The sequence below is a fragment of the Actinomycetospora aurantiaca genome, from assembly GCF_037401875.1.
GTDB lineage: Bacteria > Actinomycetota > Actinomycetes > Mycobacteriales > Pseudonocardiaceae > Actinomycetospora > Actinomycetospora aurantiaca.
Window position 1 is genome coordinate 157461 of record NZ_JBBEGN010000001.1, and the last position, 23765, is coordinate 181225.

The following is a 23765-nucleotide window of genomic DNA, read 5'->3' on the forward strand; positions in this document are numbered from 1 at the left end:
TTCCCCCCACCCACACCACCATCTTGTGTGGCGGAAGTGGCGTAAGACAACCATCGGGACGCCCGAGGACGTCAGCGGCCCTCCGCAGGCTCTTCGAACATCGGCTTGTCGCCGACCTCGATGTACGTCGAGATCGTGGCGGGCTCGCGATCGTCAGGGGCCGCCTGGACGTGCCGACGGATCCCCGTGTAGAGCCCGAGGAGGTGGCCGGTCATGGCCAGGCGGGCACCGATCTCGTCGCCGCGGCGGATCTGGACGGCGACCTGGACGTGGTCCAGGGCGGACCGGTCGTGCACGTCGGCGCTCGTGAAACTGTTCTGACGCCACTCGGCCACCTGCGGGGTGAGCATCCCGTACAGCGTCCGCAGGTACTCGTTGCCCGAGGCCTCGACGATCGCGTCGTGGAACTCCTCGTCCGCCTTGAGCAGGGACGCGGTGTCGCCCGCGTCGGCCGCCTGGTCGATCTTGCTCAGCTTCAGGATGTCGTCACGCTGGCCGGCGGACGCCCGGACCGCGGCGAGACCGGCCGCGGCGCCCTCGATCGCGATCCGGACCTCCATGACGTCGCGGACGTCGAAGTCGCGAGCGGCGAGGCGCTCCTCCATGACCTCCGCCGACGTCCGCGCCGGGGTGGAGGACACGAACCACCCACGACCCCGGTTGACCTCGACCACGCCCTGCGCCTGGAGCCGTTGCAGGCCCGAGCGCACGGAGCTGCGAGCCACACCGAAGCGGCGGGCGAGCTCGGGCTCGGTGACGAGCTTCTCCCCCGGCGCGAGCACACCGTCGCGGACCAGCTCGAGGATGCGGTCGGCGACGAGGTCCGGGATCGGCTTGCGGGTCTCCGGGAGCGACCAGCGCGCACTCGCGGACGTCTCGTCCTGCTCTTCGGTACTCATGATCGACCTCGCGCGCATGCGTGTTCCGTCATGCCGCCGAACGGTCGTCGGACGACGGACACCTCAAAGTAGCACGTCTGCACAAGACATGTCGGACAGGCAAAGACGGTTGACAGACATCGGACTGCTCCCCATGCTGAGTGCTGTCAGACAAGTACGACCTCGGGGGAACACCATGAACGGCATCTCTGCGAGCGAAATGGTCGTGATCCTGGCCTTCGTGATCTTCCTGCTCATCGCTTTCTGGCGCGTGGCGATCCCGGTGATCCTGGCGATCGTCCTGGCCAAGGTGGTGGTGTCCGTGGCGGCGATGACCCAGCAGCTGCCGGTCCAGCCCGCTGCGGCACTCGCCGCGATGGCACCGCACCTCTTCTGAAGATGTCGGACAAGTAGGACGTCCCGCGCCGGCGAACCGAGAGCTGGCGCGTGGCCGTCCGGCCCGGAGAGACTCGACGCCATGCTCACCGTGGAGCACATGTCCGACCTGATCCGGCGCTACTTCGACGGCTGCAACGACGCCGACGTCGAGGGCATGATCGCGTGCTTCACGCCGGACGCCGTGCACTACTTCCCGCCCGGGATGTACGGCGGGGCGTGGCGCGGGGCCCGGACGATCGCGGAGAACTGGGCGCACCGGGTGGCGACGCTCGGGTCGGCCTGGACCATCGACCGGCTGCTCGCCGACCCGCCGAGCGCCCAGGCGGTCATCGAGTGGACGCACTACAAGACCGCCCAGCACACGATCCTGCGCGGGGACGAGTGGTACGTCTTCGACCGGGAGTCCGGGCTGATCAGCGAGATCCGCGCCTACTACGCCTCGCCGGTCGACCCGTCCCGCCGTGAGCTCGCCCTCGAGGGCTTCGACTACGCCGGACGCGGCTACCACCTGGAGTGCCCGGTCCCCCGGCCGCACCCGTCGCAGGGCTGACCGACTGCCCTGTCGCGGGCTCCGTCGCCAGGTCGCCCACCTCGTCGTGGCGATTCCCAACGACACGGTGGAGCGGGGACGTCGGCACACCGCGACAGCCGAACCGTGTTCCGCGGACATGGTTGCGCCGTGACCCCTCGACCACGAGGTGAGCCGTCGCCCCGATCGGTCCAGCCCACGCTCACTCTTAGTCCGATAGACGTAATACGCTGCGCCGTTCGGGCGCTATCCCCGTAGCGTCGGCCTGTCGGAGGCCTGCGGGGGGAGGCGTCGTGCCAGCGGAGCGGAACACACGGGCGGGTCGGGTGCTCACGGGAGTCGCCGACCAGGTCCTGTCGTCCGGCACGAACTACCTCACCGCGTTCATCGCCTCCGTCGTCCTCGCGCCCGACGGGTTCGGCTTCTTCGTCGTCGCGTACGCGGTGGTGACGATCTACTCCGCCGCCGTCCGGGCCTTCGTCGGCGAACCCCTGCTCGCGCACCTCCCGTCGGTCGACGACGAGGCGACGAAGCAGCGTCTCCATGCCTCCGCCCTCGGCGCCGCGGCGGTCCTCGGCCTCCTCGGGGCCGCGGCCCTCCTGGTCATCGGCGAGCTCGTCGGCGGCCCGCTCACCTGGCTCGTCGCGTTCGCGCCGTGGCTCCCCGCCGCCCTGGTCGCCGACGCCGGGCGGTACGTGTCCTTCGCCCGCTCCGACCCGACGAAGGCGCTCGCCATCGACGCGACGTGGGCCGTGGTCCAGGCCGCCGCACTCGTCGGCATCGCGACGACGGGCACGTGGTCCGTCGCCTCCCTCGCCGCCGCGTGGGGCATCGGGGCGCTCGGCGCGACCGCCTTCCTGCTGACCACCAGCAGGCCCGCCGACCCCGCCCCTGGCTCCGCGAGAGCCGGTACCTCTCCGGCTGGTTCACCGTCGTCGCCGTCGTCGGCCAGAGCCAGGTCTACGTCGTGCTGCTCCTCGCCGGCCTGCTGCTGTCCACCACGGACGCCGCCGGACTCCGCGCGGTGCAGCTCCTCGTCTACCAGCCGCCGGTCACCTTCATGGCGGCGCTGCTCCTGCTGCTCACGCCCGCCTTCGCGCGGAAGGCCACGGACCCCGCCGCCCTCGACCGCCTCCGCACCACCGCGCTCGCGGCCATGGGTGTCCTCGGCCTCGTCGTGCTCGCCGCCATCCCCCTCCGCCACGTCCTGCTCGACCTGCTCTTCCCGAGCTACACGGCCTTCGCCGCGCTCGTCGTCCCGGTGGCGATCCAGAGCGTGCTCGCCGGCCTCACCGTCCCGTTCCACGCCCGCCTGCGCGGCCTGCGCCGGCCGCGCGCGCTGTTCGGCGTGCAGGTCCTCACCACCACCGGCGTCGTCGCCGGCGCCGCCCTCGGCCTGCTCGTCGCCGGCGTCGACGGACTCGCCTGGGGCATGACGATCGCCGGTGCCGTCTCGCTCGCCGCCATGGCCGTCGTCGCCGAACGCGCCCCGCTCCCCCGGCCCCAGGAGGTCGCCGTCCGATGAACCGCCGCACCTTCCTCGGGCTGAGCGCAGCAGCCGTCGCCGCCGGAGCCGCCGCCTGCTCCACCGAGGTCCGCTCCATGCCCACCGCCGCGCGCACCGACCAGGCCCCGACCGGCCCGGCGCTGCGCACGGACTGGAGCCGCCACCCCGTCGGTCCCCTGCCCGCCACCGGCGACGAGGGCGTCCCCCTCGAGGTGACCAACCTCGGCGTCCCGGCCACCCCCGACGTCCGGACCGGGGGCGCCGTCGGCAACCTCGACGGCGCCGGCGCGGTCTACCTGACCCAGCCGCTCGGCCGGCCCGTCCGCACCATCGGCGCCCGGTTCGCGCTCGGCCCGGGCGACCCCACGGCCGCGTCGCTGTGCCTCGCGACCTGGACCGCCCGCCCGGTCTCGGACACGAACTGCCACTTCGTCATCGGGGCGACCCGGTGGATCTTCGGGGTCGCCCGCGGCACCACCCTGACCCCGCTGCGCAACGGCCCGCTCGACCTCCCCCAGGACGGCTCACCGCACCAGGTCTCCATCGACCTCGACGGCGGGCCCTCGGTCGTCATCCACCTCCCCGACGGCACCACGGCCACCGTCACCGACCCGGCCGTCGCCGACGTGCGCGGCACCATCCCGGGCTGGGAGTTCTTCTCGCTGCGCCCGGGCGGGCCGGTCGTCACCCTCGTCGAGAGCTGGGCGTCGTGACCGACCTCGACACGCCGACCCGGCTCACCGGGATGCAGTTCCTGGTGCCGCTGCTGGGGTACGTCGTCCTGCTCGCGGTCCCGACGACGTTGTTCTTCGTCCCCGTCCTCGAGGCACAGCCGACGCTCGGGGTCCCGGCGCTCCTGTTCGCCGTCGCCGTCGTCTACAGCGCGACCCGCCTGCTCGGCCTGATGTGGCAGGCCCGCCCGCAGTGGCTGACGATCGGGTTCTGGATCTTCACCTACTGCTGGATCGCGGTCGCGGGGCTGACCCAGGCGCTCGCAGACGCCAACCCGCTCGGAGTCACGCTGACCCGCGACGACCAGCTGCTCCAGGGCCTCGTGGTGCTCGTCGGGATGATCTGTTTCGACGTCGGGTCGCGGGTGCGCCCGGCGCAGCCGCGCCCGCCGCGCCGGTTCCTCGACCCCCGCCGCGTGGTCCTGCTCGGCTGGACCTCGGTGGTCCTGTCGCCGCTGTTCGTGCTGGTCCTCGGGGGGCCGGCCGCCCTGCTCTCGAGCCGGGAGGCGGTCACCGACAGCCTGTCCGACCAGGGCCTGCTCTCCGCCGCCAGCGGTGACGCGATCGGCGGGACGCTCGCGACGGTCGCGAACGTCCTGACCTACATCGCCATGCTGACGCTCGGGAAGCTGCTCGTCGACGACCGCGTGCTGCGGCGCGTGGTGTCGAACCAGCTGCTGTTCGCCCTGCTCGTCGGGCTCAACCTGCTGATCAACAACCCGATCTCGAACTCCCGGTTCTGGGCGTTCACCGTCATCCTCGGCGTGCTCTACCTCTGGCGCCGCACGGCCCGGCCGCTCATGCTCGCCGCGTTCGTCACCGGGTTCGCGATGGCCACCCTCGTCGTCTTCCCCTACCTCGACGCCTACCGGGTCAGCGAGTCCACCGCGCGCCAGTACAACGTCCGGCTCAACGACTTCTCGAACCCCGTCGACTACGTCCTCGCCAAGACCGACTACGGCTCGGTCACCGACGTCGGGATCGCCCTGCGGGTCACCGACCAGCACGGCTTCTCCTACGGCGAACAGCTGCTGGGCGACGTGCTCTTCTGGTTCCCCCGCGCGCTCTGGCCGGACAAGCCCGTCAACACGACGGTCCTCATCGCCCACCAGATCGGCTACGAGTTCACCAACCTCGACTCCCCGCTGTGGGCCGAGGGCTGGATCGACTTCGGCTGGGTCGGCGTGGTCGCGTTCCTCGGCGGGGCCGGCATCGTCGCGCGGCGCCTCGACGACTCGCTGCTGCGCGCCCGTCTCCTGGCCCTCGACGGGCGGACCCCGCTCGCGGCCGTCGGGGTCCCCGCGATCGCGGGCTACGAGTTCATCCTCCTGCGCGGCTCGCTGCTGCAGGCCATGGCCCGGATCGTCGTGATGGTCGGCCTGCTCTGGCTGCTCTCACGGCGCGAGAACCCTCTTCCCGACGACGAGCCGTCCCCGGCTCCCGCGCTCGAAGGAGCGTCCACATGACCACCTTGTCGCACCGACCCGTCGTCGGGAACGAGGCGCCGATGGCGCACGTCTTCCCGGAGTTCGGCGCGGGCGGGTTCACCCGCCTCGACGGCACCGTCGAGTTCTACTTCCGCGTCAACGCGCTGATGCGTCCGGACGACGTCGTCGTCGACCTCGGGGCCGGCCGCGGCAAGTTCCTGGAGGACCCGGTCGCGGCCCGCCGCGAGCTGCAGCGCCTGCGACCGCGGTGCGCGGAGCTCGTCGGGCTCGACGTCGACCCGGCCGTGGCACAGAACCCGGCGCTGACCCGGGCGCACGTCTACGACCCCGACGGCGCGTTCCCGCTGGCGGACGCCTCGGTGGACCTGATCGTGTCGAACTGGACCTTCGAGCACGTCGCGAACCCCGCGGTGCTGGCCGCCGAGGTCGACCGGGTGCTGCGCCCGGGCGGCTGGCTGTGCGCGCGGACCCCGCGCAAGTGGGGCGTCGTCGGGATGAGCGCGCGGCTGGTGCCGAACGTGCTGCACCACCGGGCCCTGCGGCGCCTCCAGCCGGCGAAGCAGGAGCGGGACACATTCCCGGTGGCCTACGCGCTCAACTCGCGCGAGGCGATCCGGCGCTGGTTCCCCGCGGACCGGTTCGAGCACCACGTGTACGCGATGAGCGCGGAGCCGGCCTACGTCGGCGCGTCCACGCTGGCGATGCGGGCCCTGCTCGGGGTGAACAAGGTGCTGCCGTCGGCGGCCGGCGCCACGCTCATGGTCTTCCTGCGGAAGCGCTGAGCCGTGTCACGACCGCTCCAGGCCACGCAGCACCCGCTCCGCGATCAACCGGTGGCCGGCGTCGCTCGGGTGCACGCCGTCGGCGGCGATCACCGGCGGTTGCGCGGTGTCCGCCGCCGCGAACCAGTTCTCGCCGATCGGGTCGATGAACGTCGCCCCGGCGGCGAGCGCGGGGGTGCGGACCGCGTCGCGCAGCGCCTCTAGGCTCGGCGTGATCGTCCCGTCCGACCACACCGGCCCGATCACGACCAGCCGCACCCCCGGCAGGCGCTGCTGCAGCTGCCGGTACAGGTCGGCGGCCGCGGCCGAGACCTGCGGCAGCGGGGTGAGGCCGTCGTTGCGCGAGCCCTGCACGACGACGGTGCCCGGCGCGGCCGCGACCGCGCGCTCCAGCTGGCCCGCCGCGAAGTTCTGCGTGCCGGGCGAGGCGTGCACGTAGCCGGTCCCGCCGACCGCCACGTCGGTGACCTTCCAGCCCCGTGCCGCCCCCACGATGCTCGTCCAGTTCGCGCGCCCGAGCCCGCCCAGCCGCGTGCCCTGCGAGATCGAGTCCCCGATGACGGCCACGGACGTGCCCCGGTCGGCGGCCTCGTCGGTGGTCCCGACGTCGTTCCAGCGCACCACGACGCCCGCCACCACCGCCACGACCAGCACGACGGCGAGCCCGGCCGCGCCGAGCGTCACGCCGCGGCGCGTGCCCGGGCGCAGCCGACGCCAGAACTGCCTCACCTGCCACACGTACCGGTTCACCCCGTGTCCCCCCTCATCGACCTGGAGCGCCCATGACCAGCCCCGACATCCGGCCGGGCACCGAACTGGTCCCGGAGATGCCGACGCAGCAGGGCGGCCTGGACCGCCGGACCCGCATCGCCCGGGCGGCAGCTGCCGCTGCTGCTGCCCTGGGCGCCAGCACTGCGGCCATGCTGACGTCCGACGTCACGAAGGACGCAACGACGCCGACGCGCGAGGTCCCCGTCGTCGACCTCAACGAGGTCCCGCCGCTCGACGACCCCCGCGCCCGGCCGAGCTGGCTGGTGTTCCTGTGGTGGGTCGTGCAACGGCTGCTGGTGACGAACTCGCTGCAGCCCTCGTCGCGGCTGCGGGCCCGGGTGCTGCGACTGTTCGGCGCGGAGATCGGCGCCGACGTGGTGATCCAGCCGCGGGTGCGCGTGCGGTTCCCGTGGAACCTGCACGTCGGCGACCGGTGCTGGATCGGCGAGGGCGTCTGGATCTCCAACCGGGACCTGGTGATCCTGCGCTCCGACGTCGTCCTGTCCCAGGAGACCTTCGTGACGACGGGGTCGCACGACCGTCGGCACATGGGCGTCGTGACCGCGCCGGTGGTCGTCGAGGACGGCGCGTGGGTGACCACCCGCTGCATCGTGCTGCGGGGGGTGCGGATCGGGCGCTCGTGCATCGTCACCCCGAACACCGTCATCGACCGCGACGTCCCTCCCGGGGCCATCTACGGCGCCCCGCGGGCCTCCGTGATCGGGGAGCGCTTCCGATGACCCTCTCGTCCGAGACCTCAGCATCCCCGAGCGCTGCTCCGAACGGGGGTACAGCGCGGCCGACTCACCCGGTGAGGGGACCCCTGCCGCCGCCTCCGGGCGCGCTGCGCACCGTCCTGGTGCTCGCCGTCGGCCTCCTGCCGGCCCACCGCGTCAAGAACTTCCTCCTGCGCCGCCTCGGCCACCGCGTCGCCCCGACCGCGCGCGTCTCGCCGTGCCTGCTGATGCGCGTCGGGCTGCTCGACCTGGCGCCGGAGGCACGGATCGGCGTCGGCACGGTGGTCCGTTCCGTGCGGTTGCTGCGCTTCGCCGAGGGAGCCGGGGTGCTGCAGTGGAACTGGATCAGCGCGGCGCCGGCCTACCAGCGCTACGACCCCGACGACGACCGCCCCGGGACCTTCGTCATGGGCCGGCACGCGGCGATCATGAGTCGGCACTACCTGGACGTCAGCGGGGGCCTGTCCATGGGCGAGTACAGCTCGTTCGCCGGCGTGCGCTCCACGGTGATCACACACGGGGTCGACGTCGAGGCGAACGAGCAGTTGCCCCGCCCGGTCGCGATCGGGGTCCGGGCCCTGCTCAGCAGCAACGTCGTCGTCGTACCCGGGTGCACGGTCCCGGACCGCTGCCTCGTCGCGATGGGCTCGGTGATCAAGGGCGATCTCCCGCACGCCGGGTACCTGTACGCCGGGAGCCCGGCGACCGCGAAGCGACCGATCGGCGGCAAGCACTTCGACCGGACGGAGCCGTACGTGCACGTGCCGTCCACCCGAGGTTGACGCACCTCCTGTCGTCAACCTACGGTGGACGCATGACGCCGCCGGTCAACGTCCGCCTGGACGACCTCATCTCCGCCATCACCTCGGTCCACGAGGAACCCCTCGAACAGCTCTCCGACGCCGTGCTGGCCGGGGAGCACCTCGGCGAGGTGGCCGACCACCTCATCGGCCACTTCGTCGACCGGGCCCGCCGTTCCGGGGCCTCGTGGACCGACATCGGGAAGAGCATGGGCGTCACCAAGCAGGCCGCGCAGAAGCGGTTCGTGCCCCGGGGCGGCGGCGGGGACCTCGACCCCGAGGAGGGCTTCAAGCGCTACACCCCGCGCGCCCGCGCCGTCGTCGTGGCCGCGCAGGAGGAGGCGCGGAACGCCCGGAGCGCGGAGATCACGCCGGCCCACCTCGCCCTCGGGATGCTGTCCCAGCCGGAGGGCCTGGGCGTCCGGATCGTCACCGCCCAGGGCGTCACGACCGACGCGCTGCGCCGCAAGGTCACCGCCGCGCTGCCCGCGCCGTCCGAGGACGTGCCCGCCCTGATCCCGTTCGACGCCGCCGCGAAGAAGGTCCTGGAGCTGACGTTCCGCGAGGCCCTGCGTCTCGGGCACAACTACGTCGGCACTGAGCACCTGCTGCTGGCCCTGCTCGAGGCCGAGGACGGCGAGGGGGTCCTCACCGGGCTCGGCCTCGACAAGGCCCGCGTCGAGGAGCAGGTCACCCAGCTGCTGGCCGTGGTGCAGGGACAGCAGGAGCTGTAGGACCGGCCGTCAGGAATGCGCGTCGCCGACCGCGAGCTCCCCGCCCGCGGTCACGTCGGCGTAGACACCGGCACACGCCCAGCGGCCCGCGACCTCCGGCTTCTCGATCTGCACCCGGTTGTGCTTCGCGACGGTGCGCAGCGTGTCCCGGTCCTCGGGCAGGTCCTCCTGGGCCAGCGTCGTCATGACGCAGCGCATCGTCTGGAACGTGTACGACACCCGCACGTCGTCGCCGAGACCCATCTCGCGGCCGACCCAGTCGTTCTCGACGAAGCCCGGGTCGGTGTCGGCGAGCACCACGTTCGGCCGGTAGCGCCGCGGGTCGAAGCGGCTGTCGGGGGCGAGCTCGCCGAGGCGCGCGAGGGTGGACCCCGTGATCACGTGCAGCGCGGCGAGGTCGTAGAACCGGCCCCGCGGAGCGAACGCGGCGACGTCGAAGCGGCTGATCGCCTCGCCGGTGTCCTCCTGGCGGGCGGTCGTGGCGTCGATGATGTGCTGCGGCGCGAGGTCGTCGATCTCGGGCCAGATCTCCTCGAAGCCGGCGCCGTCGGGCGGGGTGGTGATCAGCGAGACGTCGCGCCCGAGCACCGCGGAGATCGCCTGGTTGACGCTCGGGTCGTCGCTGCGCCGGGTCGAGCCGTCGGGGAAGGTGATGACGACGGGCGGGGCGGGCTGCCCGAGCACGGGCTCCTCGACGAAGGCCGCGGAGAAGCGCAGCAGCTGGTCCCACCGCTTCGGGACCTTCGCGCTCGCGACGATCCCGGTCTCGGCGTCGAGCAGGGCGTACGCGCGGTCGCCCACGACCCCGCGCTCGTCGAGGGTGGCGCGTTGCAGCGCCTCGCCCTGCATGGACTTGACCGGGTAGCGGTGGATCGCGGCGATCGTCATGGCCGTGGTGGTACCCGACGGGATCCTTCGGGCGAACCGGGCCGACCGGATGGGACCGTTCAGCGGGCGACCTTCCGGGCGTACTGCTTGCGCTTCTCGGCCCGCGACCGGATGACCACTCCTCCGCGACGGCGGGTCGACGTCCCTCCCCCGGCCGTGCCTGCGGGCCGCCCTCCCACCCGCCGTCGGGAAAGTTCGTCCGTTCGCCGCGCGCACCCTAGGGTCGGCCCATGGCAGACGTTCCCGCCGACCTGCAGGCCGCCGTCGACGCGGTGCTCCCCGACGCGCGGCGCGACCTCGAGGGACTCGTGCGCATCCCGTCGATCTGGGCGGACCCGGACCACCGGGAGGACACGCGACGCTCCGCCGACGCCGTGGCCACGCTGGCCCGCGAGGCCGGGGCGGCGTCGGTGTCGATCCTGGCCGCCGCGGGCGGCGCACCCGCCGTCGTCGCGCACTGGCCCGCGCCGGAGGGGCAGCCGACGGTGATGCTCTACGCCCACCACGACGTCCAGCCGACCGGCGGCGACGCCCTCTGGACGACCGCGCCGTTCTCCCCGACCGAGCGCGACGGCCGCCTCTACGGGCGCGGGGCGGCCGACGACAAGGCCGGCGTCATGACCCACCTCGCCACCCTGCGCGCCTACGAGGGCCGGCCGCCGGTGGGCGTCACGCTGTTCGTCGAGGGCGAGGAGGAGTCCGGGTCGCCGACGCTGTCCGCGCTGCTGGCCGAGCACCACGAGCAGCTGGCGGCCGACGTCATCGTGATCGCGGACGCCGCGAACCCGGCGGTCGACGTGCCGGCCCTGACGACGTCGTTGCGGGGCCTCGCGAACATCGTCGTCGAGGTGTCGATGCTCGAGCGGGCCGTGCACTCGGGCATGTTCGGCGGGCCGGCCGGCGACGCCCTCACCGCACTGTGCCGCCTGCTCGCGACGCTGCACGACGACAAGGGTTCGGTCGCGGTGCCCGGGCTGGTCCGCGGCTCGTCGGACGCGCCGGACATGTCCGAGGAGCAGTTCCGCGGCGACGCGGGCGTGCTCGACGGCGTCGACCTCCTCGGGACCGGCACGATCCCGGAGCGCCTGGCCCACCAGCCCGCGATCGCGGTGCTCGGCATCGACGCGCCCGCGGTCGAGGGTGCGGCGAACATCCTGGTGCACCGCGCGCGGGCGATGATCAGTACGCGGTTGGCACCGGGCGACTCCACGGAGTCGGCGTTCGCGGCGGTGCGCGAGCACCTGGAACGCCAGGCGCCGTGGGGCGTGGGCCTGGACGTGTCGCTGCACGCCTCGGGTGAGCCGTTCGCGCTGTCACCCTCGGGGTCGGTCTACGACCTGGCGCGGGAGGCGTTGTCGTCGGCCTTCGGCGCGGACGCGGTCGAGATGGGGATGGGCGGCACGATCCCGTTCATCGCCGAGTTCGCCCGCACCTTCCCGGGCGCGACGGTCCTGGTCACGGGGGTCGGCGACCCGGCGTCGCGCTGGCACGGGATCGACGAGAGCCTGGACCTCGGGATGTTCCGCCGGTGCGTGCTGGCGGAGTCGATGCTGCTGCGGTCGTTGGCGCGGTAGCCCGGCCGCTCGTCGAGTGGGCCGTCATCCGGCTCACGGGGGCCTCGGAGCCGGATGGATGCCCACTCGTCACGCGACCTTCCGGAGCACCCGTCGGGCCAGTTCGTCGAAGGCCGCCACGTCCATGATCATCGCGGAGGTGACGGGGAGGACGTCCCACCCGATGTCGTACAGCCGTCCCGTCCGGAACGCGTCGCTGTTCTGCTGCGTGCTCGAGCCGTGGTCCGCCGACCCGTTGTACTCGAGCGCGAACATGCTGCCCGGCCACGCGAGGTCCAGTCGTCGGCGCTCACCGGTCAGCAGCGTGACCCACAGCTGCGGGACGGCGGGCGGTACCCCGCGCTCGAGGAGACCCAGGCGGAGCCGCGTCTCCGGAAGTGACTCCGCCCGCGGGTCCATCGCCTCGCACACGCGCCTGACCTGGACGATCCCGCGCGCGTTCGGATGGCGGTCCGCGAACCGGGCCAGCAGGGACGCCGGGAAACGGGTCACGTGCGCGATCGACTCGGCGGCCGCGACGGCGTCGACGAACGGCTCGCGCCGTGCGAGGTCGAAGGCCGTCCGGACCGGCGTCGTGAGGCGGTGACCGAACCGGGCCGCCACCTCGTCGGCGGGGAGTCGGTCCCGACGCACGCGCGCGCCGGCGAGGCGGAGACGTCGGTCGACCACGATCTCGGCGTCCTCCCACGGGCAGTCCGCGCCCCACGCGAGCGCGGCCAGCGGACCGGCGACGACCCCGAGACCACGGCTCCAGGTGCTCAGGGCACCGACCCGGACCCGTGTGTCGATCTCTGCGCCCGCACCGACGTACACGTCGGGATGCAGACGTACGAAGTCCGGGCCGAGCAGCCGGTCCCAGGTGATCAGGCCGAGCTCCACCGCCAGGGATCCACGGAAGGGCACGCAGGTGCGTCGCGTCGGGGTCTCCACACCACCTTGGAGCCACGCCGCGCCGGAGCGGTTCCGAGAATCTCCGGTCGCTCGTCGAGTGGGCCGTCATCGGGCTCACGGCGGCCTCGGAGCCGGATGGATGCCCACTCGACCGGGACCCCGCGCGTGGTCGAATGACCTCATGCGTACGTTGACGGCCGTCGCGGAGCGGGTCGCGAGTCGATGAACGACACCGGCGACATCACCGACGTCAGCGAGGCGAACGCCGCCCGGATCTACGACCACTTCCTCGGCGGCGCGCACAACTTCGCCGCCGACCGCGCGGTCGCCGCGGTCCTGCTCGAACGCCACCCCGACGTCGCCGAGATCGCGCGCGCCAACCGTGACTTCCTCGGCGAGACCGTGCGGTGGTGCCTGGCGCACGGCATCCGGCAGTTCCTCGACCTCGGCTCCGGCATCCCCACCGTGGGCAACGTCCACGAGATCGTCGGACCCGACTGCCGCGTGGCCTACGTCGACGCGGAGCCGGTCGCGGTCGCGTACGCCCGCGACATCCTGGTCGACGTCGGGCACGCCACGGTCACCCACGCCGACCTGTGCGACGTCGACGCCGTCCTGGCCGCGCCCGGCGTCCGGACGCTGCTCGACCTGGCCGAGCCGATCGCGGTGCTCGCGGTCGCCGTCCTGCACTCCGTCCCCGAAGACCCGCGCCGTGTCGTGGACGCCTACCGCGCCCACCTCGCCCCGGGCAGCGCGATCGTCATCAGCCACGGCAGCGACGACCAGGACGACCCCGTCGTCGCCGCCCGGATCCGCGACATCCGCGACGCGATGGCCGGCTCCGCGAGCCCGCTGACACCCCGCAGCCGCGTTGAGATCCGGGACGTCCTGCACGATCTCGACCCGGTCGCGCCGGGCCTCGTCGACGTCGCCGACTGGCCCGCTCCGGGCCGCCGCCCGCGCAGCGGCATCTACGGGCTCGTCGCGCTCCTTCCCCCGGTCGAGTGACCTCGGCGCCACTCGCGCGTTGCACCGGGTGAGAACACTCGGTGCTGGCCCGGGGAGGCGGCGATGACCGAGCAGGACACGGCGGCCACGACCGGACGACACGCCCGGCCGGACATCGCCTCGACCACCGGCCGACACTCCGCGCCGGAGATCGACGAGACCCCGACGACGAACGACGTCCCACCGCGCCCGTCGACCCGGCCGTTCGAGGCGGTCACACCCACCCGCCACCGTCGACGGCGGCCCGGCCTGCGCCTCGTCCTCGTGGTGGCGGCGGCCGCGGTCGTGCTCGGGGTGGTCGTCGGGCTCGCCGTCGTCACCGCCCGCACGACGACGACCAGCACGGTCCCGGTGCCGCCGCCTCCCGTCGCGGTGGCGCCGATCGTCCCGACGAGCGCCGTCGCTAGCAGCCCACCGACGTCGTCGCGACCGACCGGGACCCGGTCCACGACGAGCACCACCCGCACCGACGACTGACGATCCACTCGCCCCACGACACGCGTCGCTCACCGCAGGTCATCCGAAGTCCGGTTCCCGCCCGTCGCACTCATCCCCCGGCCCACCGCGACCGACCGTGCGCACCGCGCCACGCGGCGTCGATCTCCTTAGCCTCGGTACCCAGCTCCCCAGCTCCCTGCCCGAGGACGAATCGTGTTCAGAGGATTCAAGGACTTCCTGCTCCGCGGGAACGTCATCGACCTGTCGGTGGCCGTCGTCATCGGCGCCGCGTTCACCGCCGTGGTCACGGCCTTCACCGAGTCGTTCCTCAAGCCGCTGATCCAGCTGCTCTCCCCGGGCGGCGACCAGTTCCGCGGCACGGTGCGCGTCAGCGGCGTGACGTTCGACTACGCCAGCTTCATCAACCAGGCGATCACCTTCTTCATCACCGCCGCGGTCGTCTACTTCCTGATCGTCGCGCCGATGAAGGCGATCCAGAACCGCCGACTGCGCGGCGAGGAGGACGGGCCCGTGCAGGCGACGGACGTCGAGCTGCTCACCCAGATCCGCGACCTCCTCGAGGCCCAGGCCGAGATGCAGTCTCAGGCCCGTCCCGACGGCGGGTCGGGGCCGCTCGCGACGCCGGACGCGCCCGTCGCACCCCCGACGCCCGACGGACCGGTGGGCGTCCCGGTCGCCGCGCCGGCCGCCACCCCGGTCGTCACGCCTGCCGGCGGTCCGATGCCGCCCCGCCCGCCGATGCCGCCGGTCGGGCCGACACGCCGCGCCGAGGAGACCGTCCCGGCCCACGCTCCCGTCCCGCCGGCCCCGGCACCGACCCGGGTCGCACCGCCGCCCCGTCCCGTGCCGGCCGACTCCGCGCCCCGCCACAGCCGCGTCGGGGTCCGCTGACGCTGTCCCGCGGCAGGCAGATGATCATGTCGAAGCGACGTCGCACCCGGCACGATCATCTGTCTAGCGGCGTGGACGGCCGGTCCACCACAACCAGGCGGCGACCAGCACGAGCGCCACGGACAGCAGGTCGGCGGCCGTCACGGCGTGCGTCTCCGACAGGACGAGCAGCTGGGGGCCCTCGACGGGATGGTTGAGCGGGAGCCACAGCAGGGCCAGCCCCACGAGGACGAGCGCCACGACCCGTCGACGCCCCATCGGCGGAGCCTACGAGCCGCGCTCCCGCACCGATGCGATCGCCTCCGCCACGACCTCGGGGGCCTCGTACACCGGGGTGTGTCCGCACGACACCGCCTCCACCCCGGGGACCAGCTCGGCCGGCGGCGCGAACACCATCAGCGAGCACACCGTCCCGGGCAGGCACACCACGCGCATCACCTGATCATCGTCCCGCTCCCGAGTGCGACACCACGGAGGAGCCGCGGCCACCGGGCCTGCCCCACGTCGCACTCGGGCGCCGAGCCCGGCGCCGGCGCCCGCCGAGTGCGGCACCACGCAGGTCCCGCGTCCACCGGGCCTGCCCCACGTCGCACTCGACGCGACCTCACCTCGTCGTCGTCAGCGACGACTCCCGCAGCGCCGGCGCGACCTCCCGGGCGAGCAGCTCGACCGAGCGGCGGCTGGACTCCAGCGGCATGCCGGCCCAGTCGGTGCGCAGGACGAAGTGGTCGATCCCGAGGTCGCGCCAGGCGAGCAGGGCGCGGCGGCAGTCGTCCGGGTCGCCGATGACGAAGCGGTCGTCGGCGAGCGCGGAGAACTCCATGCGGAACGACTCGCGGTCGGGCATCACCCGGTCCTGGCCCCAGTCGGCGTAGACCTCGTACTTGCCCGCCAGGTACGGACGTGCCCGCTCCAGGGCCTCCTCGCGGGTGTCCGCACAGAACACCTCGCGCATGATCGGCCGCTCCCCGCCGGGCGGGAGGCCGTGCGCGGACCGCTCCGCGTCGTAGAGCTCGAGCTGCCGGCGGACCGTCGCCGCGGTCGCGTGCGGGTTGATCATCCACGCGTCCGCCAGCCGGGCGGCGCGGCGGACGGCGTTGTCGGAGTTCGCGGCCATCCATACCGGCGGCTGCCCCACCGGCCGCATCAGGGCCTCGGCGCCGTCGAGCCGGGTCCACGGCAGGTCGCGGGTCACCGACTCGCCCCGCCACAGCGCCCGCACGATCGCCAGGTTCTCGGTGAACCGCCGCACCTTCTCCTCGGGCGGCACCCCGAACGCGGCGTACTCCTCGGCCCGGTAGCCCAGGCCCACCCCGAACACGGTGCGCCCGCCGCAGACCACGTCGAGGCTCGCGTACGCCTCGGCGGTGTCCACCGGGTGGTGCAGCGCGAGCAGGTGGATGCCGGTGCCGAGCGTCATCTCCCCCGCCTCCGCGGCCACCCGCGCGAGCCACGGCAGCGGCTGGATGTGCGCGAACGACGCCGCGAGGTGGTGCTGGCCGGCGAAGACCGAGTCCAGGCCCTCGTCGCGGGCCGTCCGTACGAGCGCCAGCTGCTCGTCGAGCACGGTGCGGGGATCCTGGTCCGGACGACGTTGGTGGGTCAGGAACACCCCGACCCGCACGTCAGCCACGGCAGGCCTCGGCGAAGTCGATCGCCGGGGTGTCGTCGCCCAGCCCGAGCACGGCCGCGCGGACACGGTCCGCCGTCGCCGCGTCGGCCGCCGTCCCGATCGTCTCCGCGAACTTCGCGTCGATGTCGGCGTTCGTCAGCGGGCGCTCGTCGTGCCCACGGTTGACCTGCTCGCGGCGGGTCAGACGGGTGCCGTCCGTCAGCTCCAGCTCGACGTACCCGGAGTAGGCCCGCGGAAAGGCGCCCTCGGTGTCCTCGACGACCTCGACCCGTCGCGTGAGCTCCAGCGTCGCCGGGTCGTGCAGGGCCTCGTCGTCGAGCTCGGCGAGCCCGAAGGTCCCGCGGCGCAGGGCCGTCGCGACCACGTAGGGCAGGGAGAACTTGGCGTCGTACTCGTCGCGCGGCGCCCACTTGTTCGCCGGCGGCTCGCACACGACCTTCCCCGGCACCGGGTGGATCGCGCACCGGATCGAGCGCACGTCCTCGGCGCGCACGCCGTGCTCGGCGCGCAGGGCGAGCGTGGCGTCGGCGAAGGCGTGGATGAAGTGGCAGATCGGGTAGGGCTTCACCGCGGTGCGCATCAGCTCCCACCGCTCCCCCAGCCCGTCCGCGACGGCCGACGGGTCGGACTCGCGCCCCTGCAGGTGCGTGGCGTAGAGCCCGAAGCGACCTTCGTAGACCGCGGCCGGGCCGCGCCAGTCCTGCTCGGCGAACGCGGCCGCCGTCATGCCCGAGCTGGCCGCCCACCCCGGGTGCAGCCGCTTGGTCCACGACCCGTCCTCGAGGAACTCCAGCAGCCCCGCCGACATCGAGCCGACGATCCCCTGTGCGGCCGTGATCCCTCGGGCGTCGAGGCCCCACAGCCTCGACGCCGTCACCGCGGCCCCGAAAGCACCCGCGACGGCGGTCGGGTGGTACCCGACGTCGTGGAACCCGCCCGCGCCCCCGAGCCCGACGCGCGCCGACACCTCGACGCCGAGCACGTAGGCGAGCAGGAGGTCGCGGGTGGTCGCGCCGGCCGTCGTGGCCGCCGAGATCGCCGCGGGCAGCGCCGCCGCCGACACGTGCGTGACGGCGGGGATGTGCGTGTCGTCGAAGTCCATGCCGTGCACGAGGACGCCGTTGAGGGTGGCGGCGTCCCGCGGCGCGAGCCGGTCGGGCATGCCGAGCACCGGGTGCTCCCCGGAGCCCAGCCGCCCGAACGCGGCCCGGGCCTTCGTCGGGAAGTCGTAGACGGTGGAGGCGAACGCCAGCCCGACCGCGTCGAGCACGAGGTACCGCGCGCGCTCGAGCACCTCGGCGGGGACGTCCTCGGGCCGCAGACCGGCCGCGAAGTCCCCGACGGCGGCGGCGAGCGAGGTCCGCGGCGGGCTGGCGATCGTCATGGGTTCTCCTTCGAACGACGAGCTGGTACGGCCTACCCCAGGAGGGGCTTGACCTTGGTCCCGAAGTCGTGGACGCCCTGCTCGAAGTCGTCGAAGGTGAACATCATCCCCTCGACGCCCGGCATGGTCGCCACCTGGTCGATCTGGCGGGCGACGGTCTCGTAGGACCCCACGAGCGTCGCCATGTTGAAGTTGACCGCGCCCTCGGGGATGTTGATCGTGCGCGCGGTGCCGGACGCGTCGGCGGTCTTGTCGTTGCTGCCCTCGTCGGACATGTAGCCCAGGGCGGCGAGGTCGGCGCCCGCGCGGTAGGAGTCCCACTTCGCGCGGGCCTCCTCGTCGGTGTCGGCCATGATCGCCATGAACAGCGGCAGGGACCGGACGTCGCGCCCGCTCGCCGACGCGGCCTTGGCGAGCCGCTCGGTGGGCTCGCGGTAGACCTCCGGGTCGTTGACGCCCGGGGCGAGGATGAAGTTGTAGTCGCCGTACTCGGCGCAGAACTGCATGCCGCGGTCGGACTGCCCGGCGCAGACGATGTCGACCTTGCCGGTCGGCTGCGGCGAGAGGACGCAGTCCTGCATCTGGAAGTACTGGCCGTCGAGGTCGCAGCGCCCGGTCTCCCAGAGGTCGCGCAGCACCTTCACGTACTCGGTCGAGTAGTCGTAGCGGTAGCCGAAGTAGTCGTCACCCGGCCACAGGCCCATCTGCTCGTACTCGCCCTTGGCCCAGCCGGAGACGATGTTGACCCCGAAGCGGCCCGGGGCGATCGAGTCGATCGTCGAGGCCATCCGGGCCACCAGCGCCGGCGGCAGGGTGAGCACCGCGGTCGAGGCGTAGAGCTTGATCCGCTCGGTGACCGCGGCCAGCCCAGCCATCAGCGTGAAGGACTCCAGGTTGTGGTCCCAGAACTCCGTCTTCCCGCCGAAGCCGCGCAGCTTGATCATCGACAGGGCGAACGCGAAGCCCTGGGCCTCGGCCTCCTGCACCACGCGGCGGTTCAGGTCGAACGAGGGCTTGTACTGCGGAGCGTTCTCCGAGATCAGCCAGCCGTTGTTGCCGATCGGGATGAAGACCCCGAAGTCCATGTCGACCACACCTTCCGTCCGGGCTCCCTGTGAGCTGAAGCACGAAAATACATCAGACGTTTATCGCCCGGAAGTCTTCCCGGTGACGACCGTGGGTCGTCGCCGATGGTGACCGGTCCGTGACTGGAAGGTCTGTGCCGCCCGCAGCGCGACCGCCTCGGCGTGCGGCGGCGCGATCAGCTGGGCCGAGACCGGGCAGCCGTCGGCGGCCACTCCGGTCGGCACCGCGAGCCCCGGCACCCCGGTGAGGTTGCCGAGCATCGTCGAGCGCGACTGCGCCGCGTAGAGCGGGTACTCGACGCCGTCCACGACGACGGTCCCGTCCAGCCGCGGGGCGGTGGAGGGGCAGGTCGGGACGACGACGAGGTCGGCGCGGGCGAACACCGCGTCCAGTTCGCGCTGCAGCTCCACCCGGAACTGGAGCGCCCGCAGGTAGTCCACGGCGGGGGTCGTGATGCCCTGGCTGATCCGGCGCACGACGACGGGGTCGTAGCGGTCCCAGCGGTCCCGGTCGATCCGGTGCAGCGCCGCGGCCTCGGTGAACACCAGCCCGTACCCGATCGGCAGCGCCTCCGCGGCACCCGGGATCTCGGCCTCGACCACCTCCGCGCCCGCCGCCACCAGCTCGGCGACCAGCCCGTCGACGCCGGCGCGCACGTCGGCGTCGCACAGCTCGGTGAACGCGCCGCCCGGCACCGCGATCCGCAGTCCCCGCAGGTCCCGGGGCGCGTCCGGCCGGGGCTCCTGCCGCGGGTCGCGCGGGTCCGCCCCGGCGAGCACGGCGAACACCCGGGTGAGGTCGGCGGCGCTGCGCGCGATCGGCCCCACGGTCTCCGCGGTCCACGACAGCGGCACCACCCCGGCCCGCGACACCGCCCCCGCGGTGGGCTTGAGCCCGGTCAGCCCGCACCACGCCGACGGCAGGCGGGTCGACCCGCCGACGTCGGTGCCCAGCGCGAACGGCACCGCCCGCGCGGCCACGGCCGCGGCGGAGCCGGTCGACGAGCCGCCGGCCCACCGGTCGAGCCGCCACGGGTTGGCCACCGGGCCGAACCGGGGCGGGTGCGGGCCCCCGACGGCGAACTCGGTCGTCGCGTCCTTGCTGACCGGGATCGCACCCGCCGCCTCGAGGCGCCGCACGACCTCCGCGGACTCCGTGGCGGGGGTGTCGCCGTGGCAGAACGAGCCCGCCGTCGTCGGGACCCCCGCGACGTCGATGACGTCCTTGACGCCGAACGGCACGCCCTCCAGCGCCCGGGGCGTGCCGTTCGCCCACCGGCGGGCGGATTCCGCGGCGGCGGCCGCGGCCCGGTCGTCGAGGAACGCGATCGTGCAGTTCAGCGTCTCGTGCGCGGCCCGCAACGCGGCCAGCGAGTCCGCGACGACCCGCTCCGGCGTCGTCGTGCCCGCGGCGTAGGCGGCGAGCAGATCACCGACGCCGGGGACGTCGTCGCCGGGCCCGTCGGCCACCGGCTCGTCGAGCGGGACCCGGTCGCGCCGGCGCAGCCACGCGTCGCCGTGCGCCGGGTCGGCCCCGAGGTCGAACGGCGCCGGCCGGTCCCGGAGCGCGGCGATCCGCGGTTCGGCCGCCGTGACCGCCGTGTGCATGGCCTCCGCGACCTCGTCGTCGAGCACGTACCCGAGCCGGGAGGCCTGGGCCCGCAGCTCCTCCGACGTCGGGCTCATCCCACCGTCGCCTTGCCCGCCAGCAGGGACTTCGCGACGACCGTGCGCAGGACGTCGTTCGTGCCCTCGCCGATGCTCATCAGCGGGGCGTCGCGGTAGAGCCGCTCGACCTCGAACTCCGTGGAGTAGCCGTAGCCGCCGTGGATGCGCATCGCGTCCGTGGCGCACTGCAGCGCGGTCTCCGACGCGAAGATCTTGGCCATGCCGGACTCGGTGTCCATCCGCACGCCGTCGTCCATCCGCGAGGCCGCCCAGTACGTCATCAGGCGCGCCGCCTGCAGCTGCACCGCGATCTCCGCCAGGCGCAGCTGCACGGCCTGGAAGTCACCGATGGGCTGCTTGAACGCGGTGCGGTCGCGGGCGTAGGCGAGGGCCTCGTCGTAGGCGCGCTGGGCGATGCCGACCGAGCGGGCGGCGATGTTGATCCGGCCGGTCTCCAGCGACGACAGCGCCTGCTGCAGCCCCCTGCCCTCGACGCCGCCGAGCAGCTGCGACGACGGGACGCGCACCCCGTCGAGCACGACCTCGCACGACTCCGTGCCCTTGTAGCCGAGCTTGCCGATGTCCTGGGTGACCTCGAAGCCCGCCGAGTCGGCCGGCACGAGCAGGATGCTCATCCCGCGGTGGGCGGGCTCGGCCCTCGGGTCGGTCTTGACCAGCACCGGCAGCGGGTCGGCGTGCCGGGCGTTGGTGATCCAGGTCTTGGTGCCGGTGATGACGTAGTCGTCGCCGTCGCGCCGCGCCGTCGTCGTGATCCCCTGCAGGTCGGTGCCGGCGCCCGGCTCGGTCAGGGCGATGCCGGTACGGCGCTCCCCCGTGGCGAGCTCGGGCAGGTAGGCGTCGCGCTGCTCCTGGGTGCCGTGGTGGGCGATCATCCAGCTCGACACCGAGTGGCTGCCGAGGATGCCGGCGATGCCCATCCAGCCGCGCGAGATCTCCTCGAAGGTCAGCGCGAAGGAGACGGTGTCGACGTCGATGCCGCCGTACTGCTCCGGGATGGCCAGGCCGAACAGGCCCAGTTTCCTCATGCTCTCGACGATCTCCGTCGGGTAGCGGCCCGAGCGTTCCCAGTCGCGGGCGACCGGGACGATCTCGCGGTCGACGAAGTCGCGCAGCGTCTCGCGGTAGAGCCGCTGCTCGTCGGACAGGGTGAAATCCACGGCGGTCTCTCTCCTAGCGGGCGGGCGCCGAGGGCGCCTCGGGGACGGGGAGTTCGGACGACGGCGGGCCGAACGCACCGGCCGCGCGCAGGGCCGCGACGCGCTCGTCGTCGTACCCGAGCCCGGCCAGGACGGCGTCGGTGTCGCGGCCCATGGGCGGTCCGCCACGGGCCGGGACGACGTCGTCCCCGGGCGGGCCGACCCGGACCGGGGAGCGCAGCGAGCGCACCGTCCCGAACCGCGGGTGCTCGGTCTCGACGACGAGTGCACGGGCCAGCGTGTGCGGGTCGTCCAGGGCGCCCGCGACCTCGTGGATCGGCGCGCACGGGACGCGGGCGGCGTACAGCGGCTCGAGCCACTCGTCCACGGTGCGCTCGCGGAAGGCGGCCTCGAGCAGCGGGACGATCACGTCGCGGTTCCGGTCGCGGTCGGCGAACGTCGCGAAGCGCGGGTCGGCCGCGAGGTCGGGGCGGCCCATCACCTCGGTGAGCCGGACCCAGAACTTCTCCTTCGCGCACCCGACGACGAGCCAGCCGTCGGCCGCCTCGAACGCCTGGAACGGCACCAGCGACGGGTGGGCGGAGTGGTGAGTGCGCGCCGGGGTGTAGCCCTCGGTCAGGTGCCACGTGGCCGGGTAGGTGAGCAGGCTGACCGCGGTGTCGTACAGGGACAGGTCGCAGTCGGTGCCCACGCCGTCGCGGCGGGCGGCGTGGATGCCCGCCAGCAGCGCGATCGCCGCGACGAAGCCGCCGGAGTAGTCGACCAGCGAGAGGCCGGTCTTCTGCGGGGCGCCGCCGGGCTCCCCGGTGACCGACATCCAGCCGGCCAGCGCCTGCAGCACGTAGTCGTAGCCGCCCTCGTTCGAGCGCGGCCCGGTCATCCCGAACCCGGTCAGCGAACAGCAGACGATGCGGGGGTTGACGTGGCGCAGGTCCTCGTAGCGGATCCCCAGCTTCGCCGGCACGTCGCCACGCAGGTTGGAGTAGACGGCGTCGGCGGAGCGCACCAGGTCGTGGAAGACCTCGCGGCCCTCGGGGGTGCGGATGTCGAGGACCATGGAGGACTTGTTCTTGTTGAACGACTCGAAGAACAGCGAGTCCTCGCCGCCGGCGTAGGGCGGGACGTAGCGCCCGACGTCGCCGCCCGACCCCGGGTCCTCGATCTTGATGATCTCGGCGCCCAGGTCGGCCAGGTGCATCGAGCCGAACGGGCCGGCGCCGTACTGCTCCAGCGAGACGATCCGGACGTCCTCGAGCGGCCTCACGAGCTGCCCTCCAGGGTGAGCGGCTGCGCCGCCTGCGGGAACAGCGACGCCGAGCCCGCGGAGTCCCGACGGTGCACGTAGAAGGTGCGCTCGAAGGAGAGCACCTCGATGGCGTCCTGGTTCAGGGTGCGGGTGCGGATCGTGACGATGCCGGCGTGCGGCCGGCTCTTCGACTCCCGCTTCTCCAGGACGATCGACTCCGACCAGATGGTGTCCCCGACGAACACGGGTGCGGTGAGCTTGAGGTCGTCGAGCCCGAGGTTCGCGAACGCGTTCTGGGTCGTGTCGGTGACCGACTGGCCCATGGCGATGGCGATCGTCAGCGGCGAGGCCACCAGCATCCGGCCGAACTCCGAGGACGCCCCCACCTGGGCGTTGAAGTGCGCCTGGTTGGTGTTCATCGTCAGCAGCGTGAACCAGGTGTTGTCGGCCTCGTTGATCGTGCGCCCCAGCGGGTGCTGGTAGACGTCCCCGACCTCGAAGTCCTCGAGGAACCGCCCGCGCCATCCGTCCCGCACCGTCATCG

25 protein-coding genes and 1 pseudogene are annotated in these 23765 nt (G+C 73.2%); 13 read left to right on the forward strand and 13 right to left on the reverse strand.

Going from position 1 to position 23765, the window contains the following annotated elements:
- Positions 1-71: 71 nt before the first annotated feature.
- Positions 72-899 (reverse strand): FadR/GntR family transcriptional regulator, encoded by an 828-nt coding sequence (locus WCD74_RS00720; protein ID WP_337692890.1) that lies wholly within the window; start codon positions 897-899, stop codon positions 72-74.
- 175 nt (positions 900-1074) lie between these two features.
- Between WCD74_RS00720 and WCD74_RS00725 the strand changes: the two genes are divergently transcribed.
- The 6 genes from WCD74_RS00725 (at position 1075) to WCD74_RS00750 (ending at position 6274) form a co-directional block, all read left to right on the forward strand.
- Positions 1075-1275 (forward strand): hypothetical protein, encoded by a 201-nt coding sequence (locus WCD74_RS00725; protein WP_337692891.1) that lies wholly within the window; start codon positions 1075-1077, stop codon positions 1273-1275.
- Between the two features lie 99 nt (positions 1276-1374).
- Entirely contained in the window at positions 1375-1827 is a 453-nt protein-coding gene (locus tag WCD74_RS00730) for a nuclear transport factor 2 family protein (RefSeq protein ID WP_337692892.1), read from the forward strand.
- Positions 1828-2629: 802 nt separating this feature from the next.
- Positions 2630-3331 carry an MATE family efflux transporter gene (locus WCD74_RS00735; RefSeq protein ID WP_337692893.1) on the forward strand — a complete coding sequence of 234 codons (702 nt, stop codon included), beginning with the start codon at positions 2630-2632 and terminating at the stop codon, positions 3329-3331.
- Entirely contained in the window at positions 3328-4026 is a 699-nt protein-coding gene (locus WCD74_RS00740; protein ID WP_337692894.1) for a twin-arginine translocation signal domain-containing protein, read from the forward strand. Before WCD74_RS00735 ends, WCD74_RS00740 begins: the two co-directional genes overlap by 4 nt.
- On the forward strand, positions 4023-5510 hold the full coding sequence (locus WCD74_RS00745) for a hypothetical protein (protein ID WP_337692895.1): 1488 nt from the start codon (positions 4023-4025) through the stop codon (positions 5508-5510). Before WCD74_RS00740 ends, WCD74_RS00745 begins: the two co-directional genes overlap by 4 nt.
- Complete coding sequence (locus tag WCD74_RS00750) at positions 5507-6274, forward strand: methyltransferase domain-containing protein (RefSeq protein WP_337692896.1); 768 nt, start codon at positions 5507-5509, stop codon at positions 6272-6274. The genes WCD74_RS00745 and WCD74_RS00750 overlap by 4 nt, the downstream gene beginning before the upstream one ends.
- A 6-nt stretch (positions 6275-6280) precedes the next feature.
- Here the strand turns inward: WCD74_RS00750 and WCD74_RS00755 are convergent, their stop codons facing one another.
- On the reverse strand, positions 6281-7024 hold the full coding sequence (locus WCD74_RS00755) for an SGNH/GDSL hydrolase family protein (protein WP_337692897.1): 744 nt from the start codon (positions 7022-7024) through the stop codon (positions 6281-6283).
- A 32-nt stretch (positions 7025-7056) separates the two neighbouring features.
- On the opposite strand from WCD74_RS00755, the gene WCD74_RS00760 reads away from it, so the two are divergent.
- The 3 genes from WCD74_RS00760 to WCD74_RS00770 all read left to right on the forward strand — a co-directional run bounded on the left by WCD74_RS00760 (position 7057) and on the right by WCD74_RS00770 (position 9316).
- Positions 7057-7785: an LbetaH domain-containing protein gene (locus WCD74_RS00760; protein WP_337692898.1), complete on the forward strand. Its 729-nt coding sequence runs from the start codon at positions 7057-7059 to the stop codon at positions 7783-7785.
- Between the two features lie 71 nt (positions 7786-7856).
- The gene (locus WCD74_RS00765) at positions 7857-8564 is read left to right on the forward strand and encodes an acyltransferase (protein ID WP_337692899.1); all 708 of its coding nucleotides are present in this window, start codon (positions 7857-7859) and stop codon (positions 8562-8564) included.
- A 32-nt stretch (positions 8565-8596) separates the two neighbouring features.
- Positions 8597-9316 carry a Clp protease N-terminal domain-containing protein gene (locus WCD74_RS00770; RefSeq protein WP_337692900.1) on the forward strand — a complete coding sequence of 240 codons (720 nt, stop codon included), beginning with the start codon at positions 8597-8599 and terminating at the stop codon, positions 9314-9316.
- A 9-nt stretch (positions 9317-9325) separates the two neighbouring features.
- Here the strand turns inward: WCD74_RS00770 and WCD74_RS00775 are convergent, their stop codons facing one another.
- Positions 9326-10204, reverse strand: coding sequence for an MOSC domain-containing protein (locus WCD74_RS00775; RefSeq protein WP_337692901.1), 879 nt, complete (start codon positions 10202-10204; stop codon positions 9326-9328).
- 230 nt (positions 10205-10434) lie between these two features.
- Here WCD74_RS00775 and WCD74_RS00780 point away from each other — a divergent pair, with 230 nt between their 5' ends.
- Positions 10435-11778, forward strand: a complete 1344-nt coding sequence (locus tag WCD74_RS00780; protein WP_337692902.1) for a dipeptidase — start codon at positions 10435-10437, stop codon at positions 11776-11778.
- A gap of 69 nt (positions 11779-11847) precedes the next feature.
- On the opposite strand, the gene WCD74_RS00785 is transcribed toward WCD74_RS00780, so the two are convergent.
- On the reverse strand, positions 11848-12708 hold the full coding sequence (locus WCD74_RS00785; protein WP_337692903.1) for a type IV toxin-antitoxin system AbiEi family antitoxin: 861 nt from the start codon (positions 12706-12708) through the stop codon (positions 11848-11850).
- A gap of 183 nt (positions 12709-12891) precedes the next feature.
- Here WCD74_RS00785 and WCD74_RS00790 point away from each other — a divergent pair, with 183 nt between their 5' ends.
- The 3 genes and pseudogenes from WCD74_RS00790 to mscL form a co-directional block, all read left to right on the forward strand.
- Positions 12892-13677, forward strand: coding sequence for an SAM-dependent methyltransferase (locus WCD74_RS00790; protein WP_337692904.1), 786 nt, complete (start codon positions 12892-12894; stop codon positions 13675-13677).
- 63 nt (positions 13678-13740) lie between these two features.
- Complete coding sequence (locus WCD74_RS00795) at positions 13741-14154, forward strand: hypothetical protein (protein ID WP_337692905.1); 414 nt, start codon at positions 13741-13743, stop codon at positions 14152-14154.
- A 174-nt stretch (positions 14155-14328) separates the two neighbouring features.
- Positions 14329-14715 (forward strand): annotated as a pseudogene (mscL, locus tag WCD74_RS00800) (large conductance mechanosensitive channel protein MscL); the annotation flags it as partial.
- Between the two features lie 375 nt (positions 14716-15090).
- Here mscL and WCD74_RS00805 read toward each other — a convergent pair.
- The 9 genes from WCD74_RS00805 to WCD74_RS00845 form a co-directional block, all read right to left on the reverse strand.
- Positions 15091-15285 carry a hypothetical protein gene (locus WCD74_RS00805; RefSeq protein WP_337692906.1) on the reverse strand — a complete coding sequence of 65 codons (195 nt, stop codon included), beginning with the start codon at positions 15283-15285 and terminating at the stop codon, positions 15091-15093.
- Positions 15286-15294: 9 nt separating this feature from the next.
- Positions 15295-15465 (reverse strand): hypothetical protein, encoded by a 171-nt coding sequence (locus WCD74_RS00810; protein WP_337692907.1) that lies wholly within the window; start codon positions 15463-15465, stop codon positions 15295-15297.
- Positions 15466-15631: 166 nt separating this feature from the next.
- Entirely contained in the window at positions 15632-16660 is a 1029-nt protein-coding gene (locus WCD74_RS00815) for an LLM class flavin-dependent oxidoreductase (protein WP_337692908.1), read from the reverse strand.
- The gene (locus WCD74_RS00820) at positions 16653-18044 is read right to left on the reverse strand and encodes an MmgE/PrpD family protein (protein ID WP_337692909.1); all 1392 of its coding nucleotides are present in this window, start codon (positions 18042-18044) and stop codon (positions 16653-16655) included. The genes WCD74_RS00815 and WCD74_RS00820 overlap by 8 nt, the downstream gene beginning before the upstream one ends.
- Positions 18045-18076: 32 nt before the next feature.
- A complete protein-coding gene (gene rutA, locus WCD74_RS00825) occupies positions 18077-19129 on the reverse strand; it encodes a pyrimidine utilization protein A (RefSeq protein ID WP_337692910.1) in 1053 nt (350 codons plus the stop codon).
- A gap of 60 nt (positions 19130-19189) precedes the next feature.
- Positions 19190-20815, reverse strand: coding sequence for an amidase (locus tag WCD74_RS00830; protein ID WP_337692911.1), 1626 nt, complete (start codon positions 20813-20815; stop codon positions 19190-19192).
- On the reverse strand, positions 20812-21975 hold the full coding sequence (locus WCD74_RS00835) for an acyl-CoA dehydrogenase family protein (protein WP_337692912.1): 1164 nt from the start codon (positions 21973-21975) through the stop codon (positions 20812-20814). The genes WCD74_RS00830 and WCD74_RS00835 overlap by 4 nt, the downstream gene beginning before the upstream one ends.
- A 13-nt stretch (positions 21976-21988) precedes the next feature.
- Positions 21989-23239 (reverse strand): CaiB/BaiF CoA transferase family protein, encoded by a 1251-nt coding sequence (locus tag WCD74_RS00840; protein ID WP_337692913.1) that lies wholly within the window; start codon positions 23237-23239, stop codon positions 21989-21991.
- A complete protein-coding gene (locus WCD74_RS00845) occupies positions 23236-23763 on the reverse strand; it encodes a MaoC family dehydratase (RefSeq protein WP_337692914.1) in 528 nt (175 codons plus the stop codon). The genes WCD74_RS00840 and WCD74_RS00845 overlap by 4 nt, the downstream gene beginning before the upstream one ends.
- Between the last annotated feature and the right edge of the window lie 2 nt (positions 23764-23765).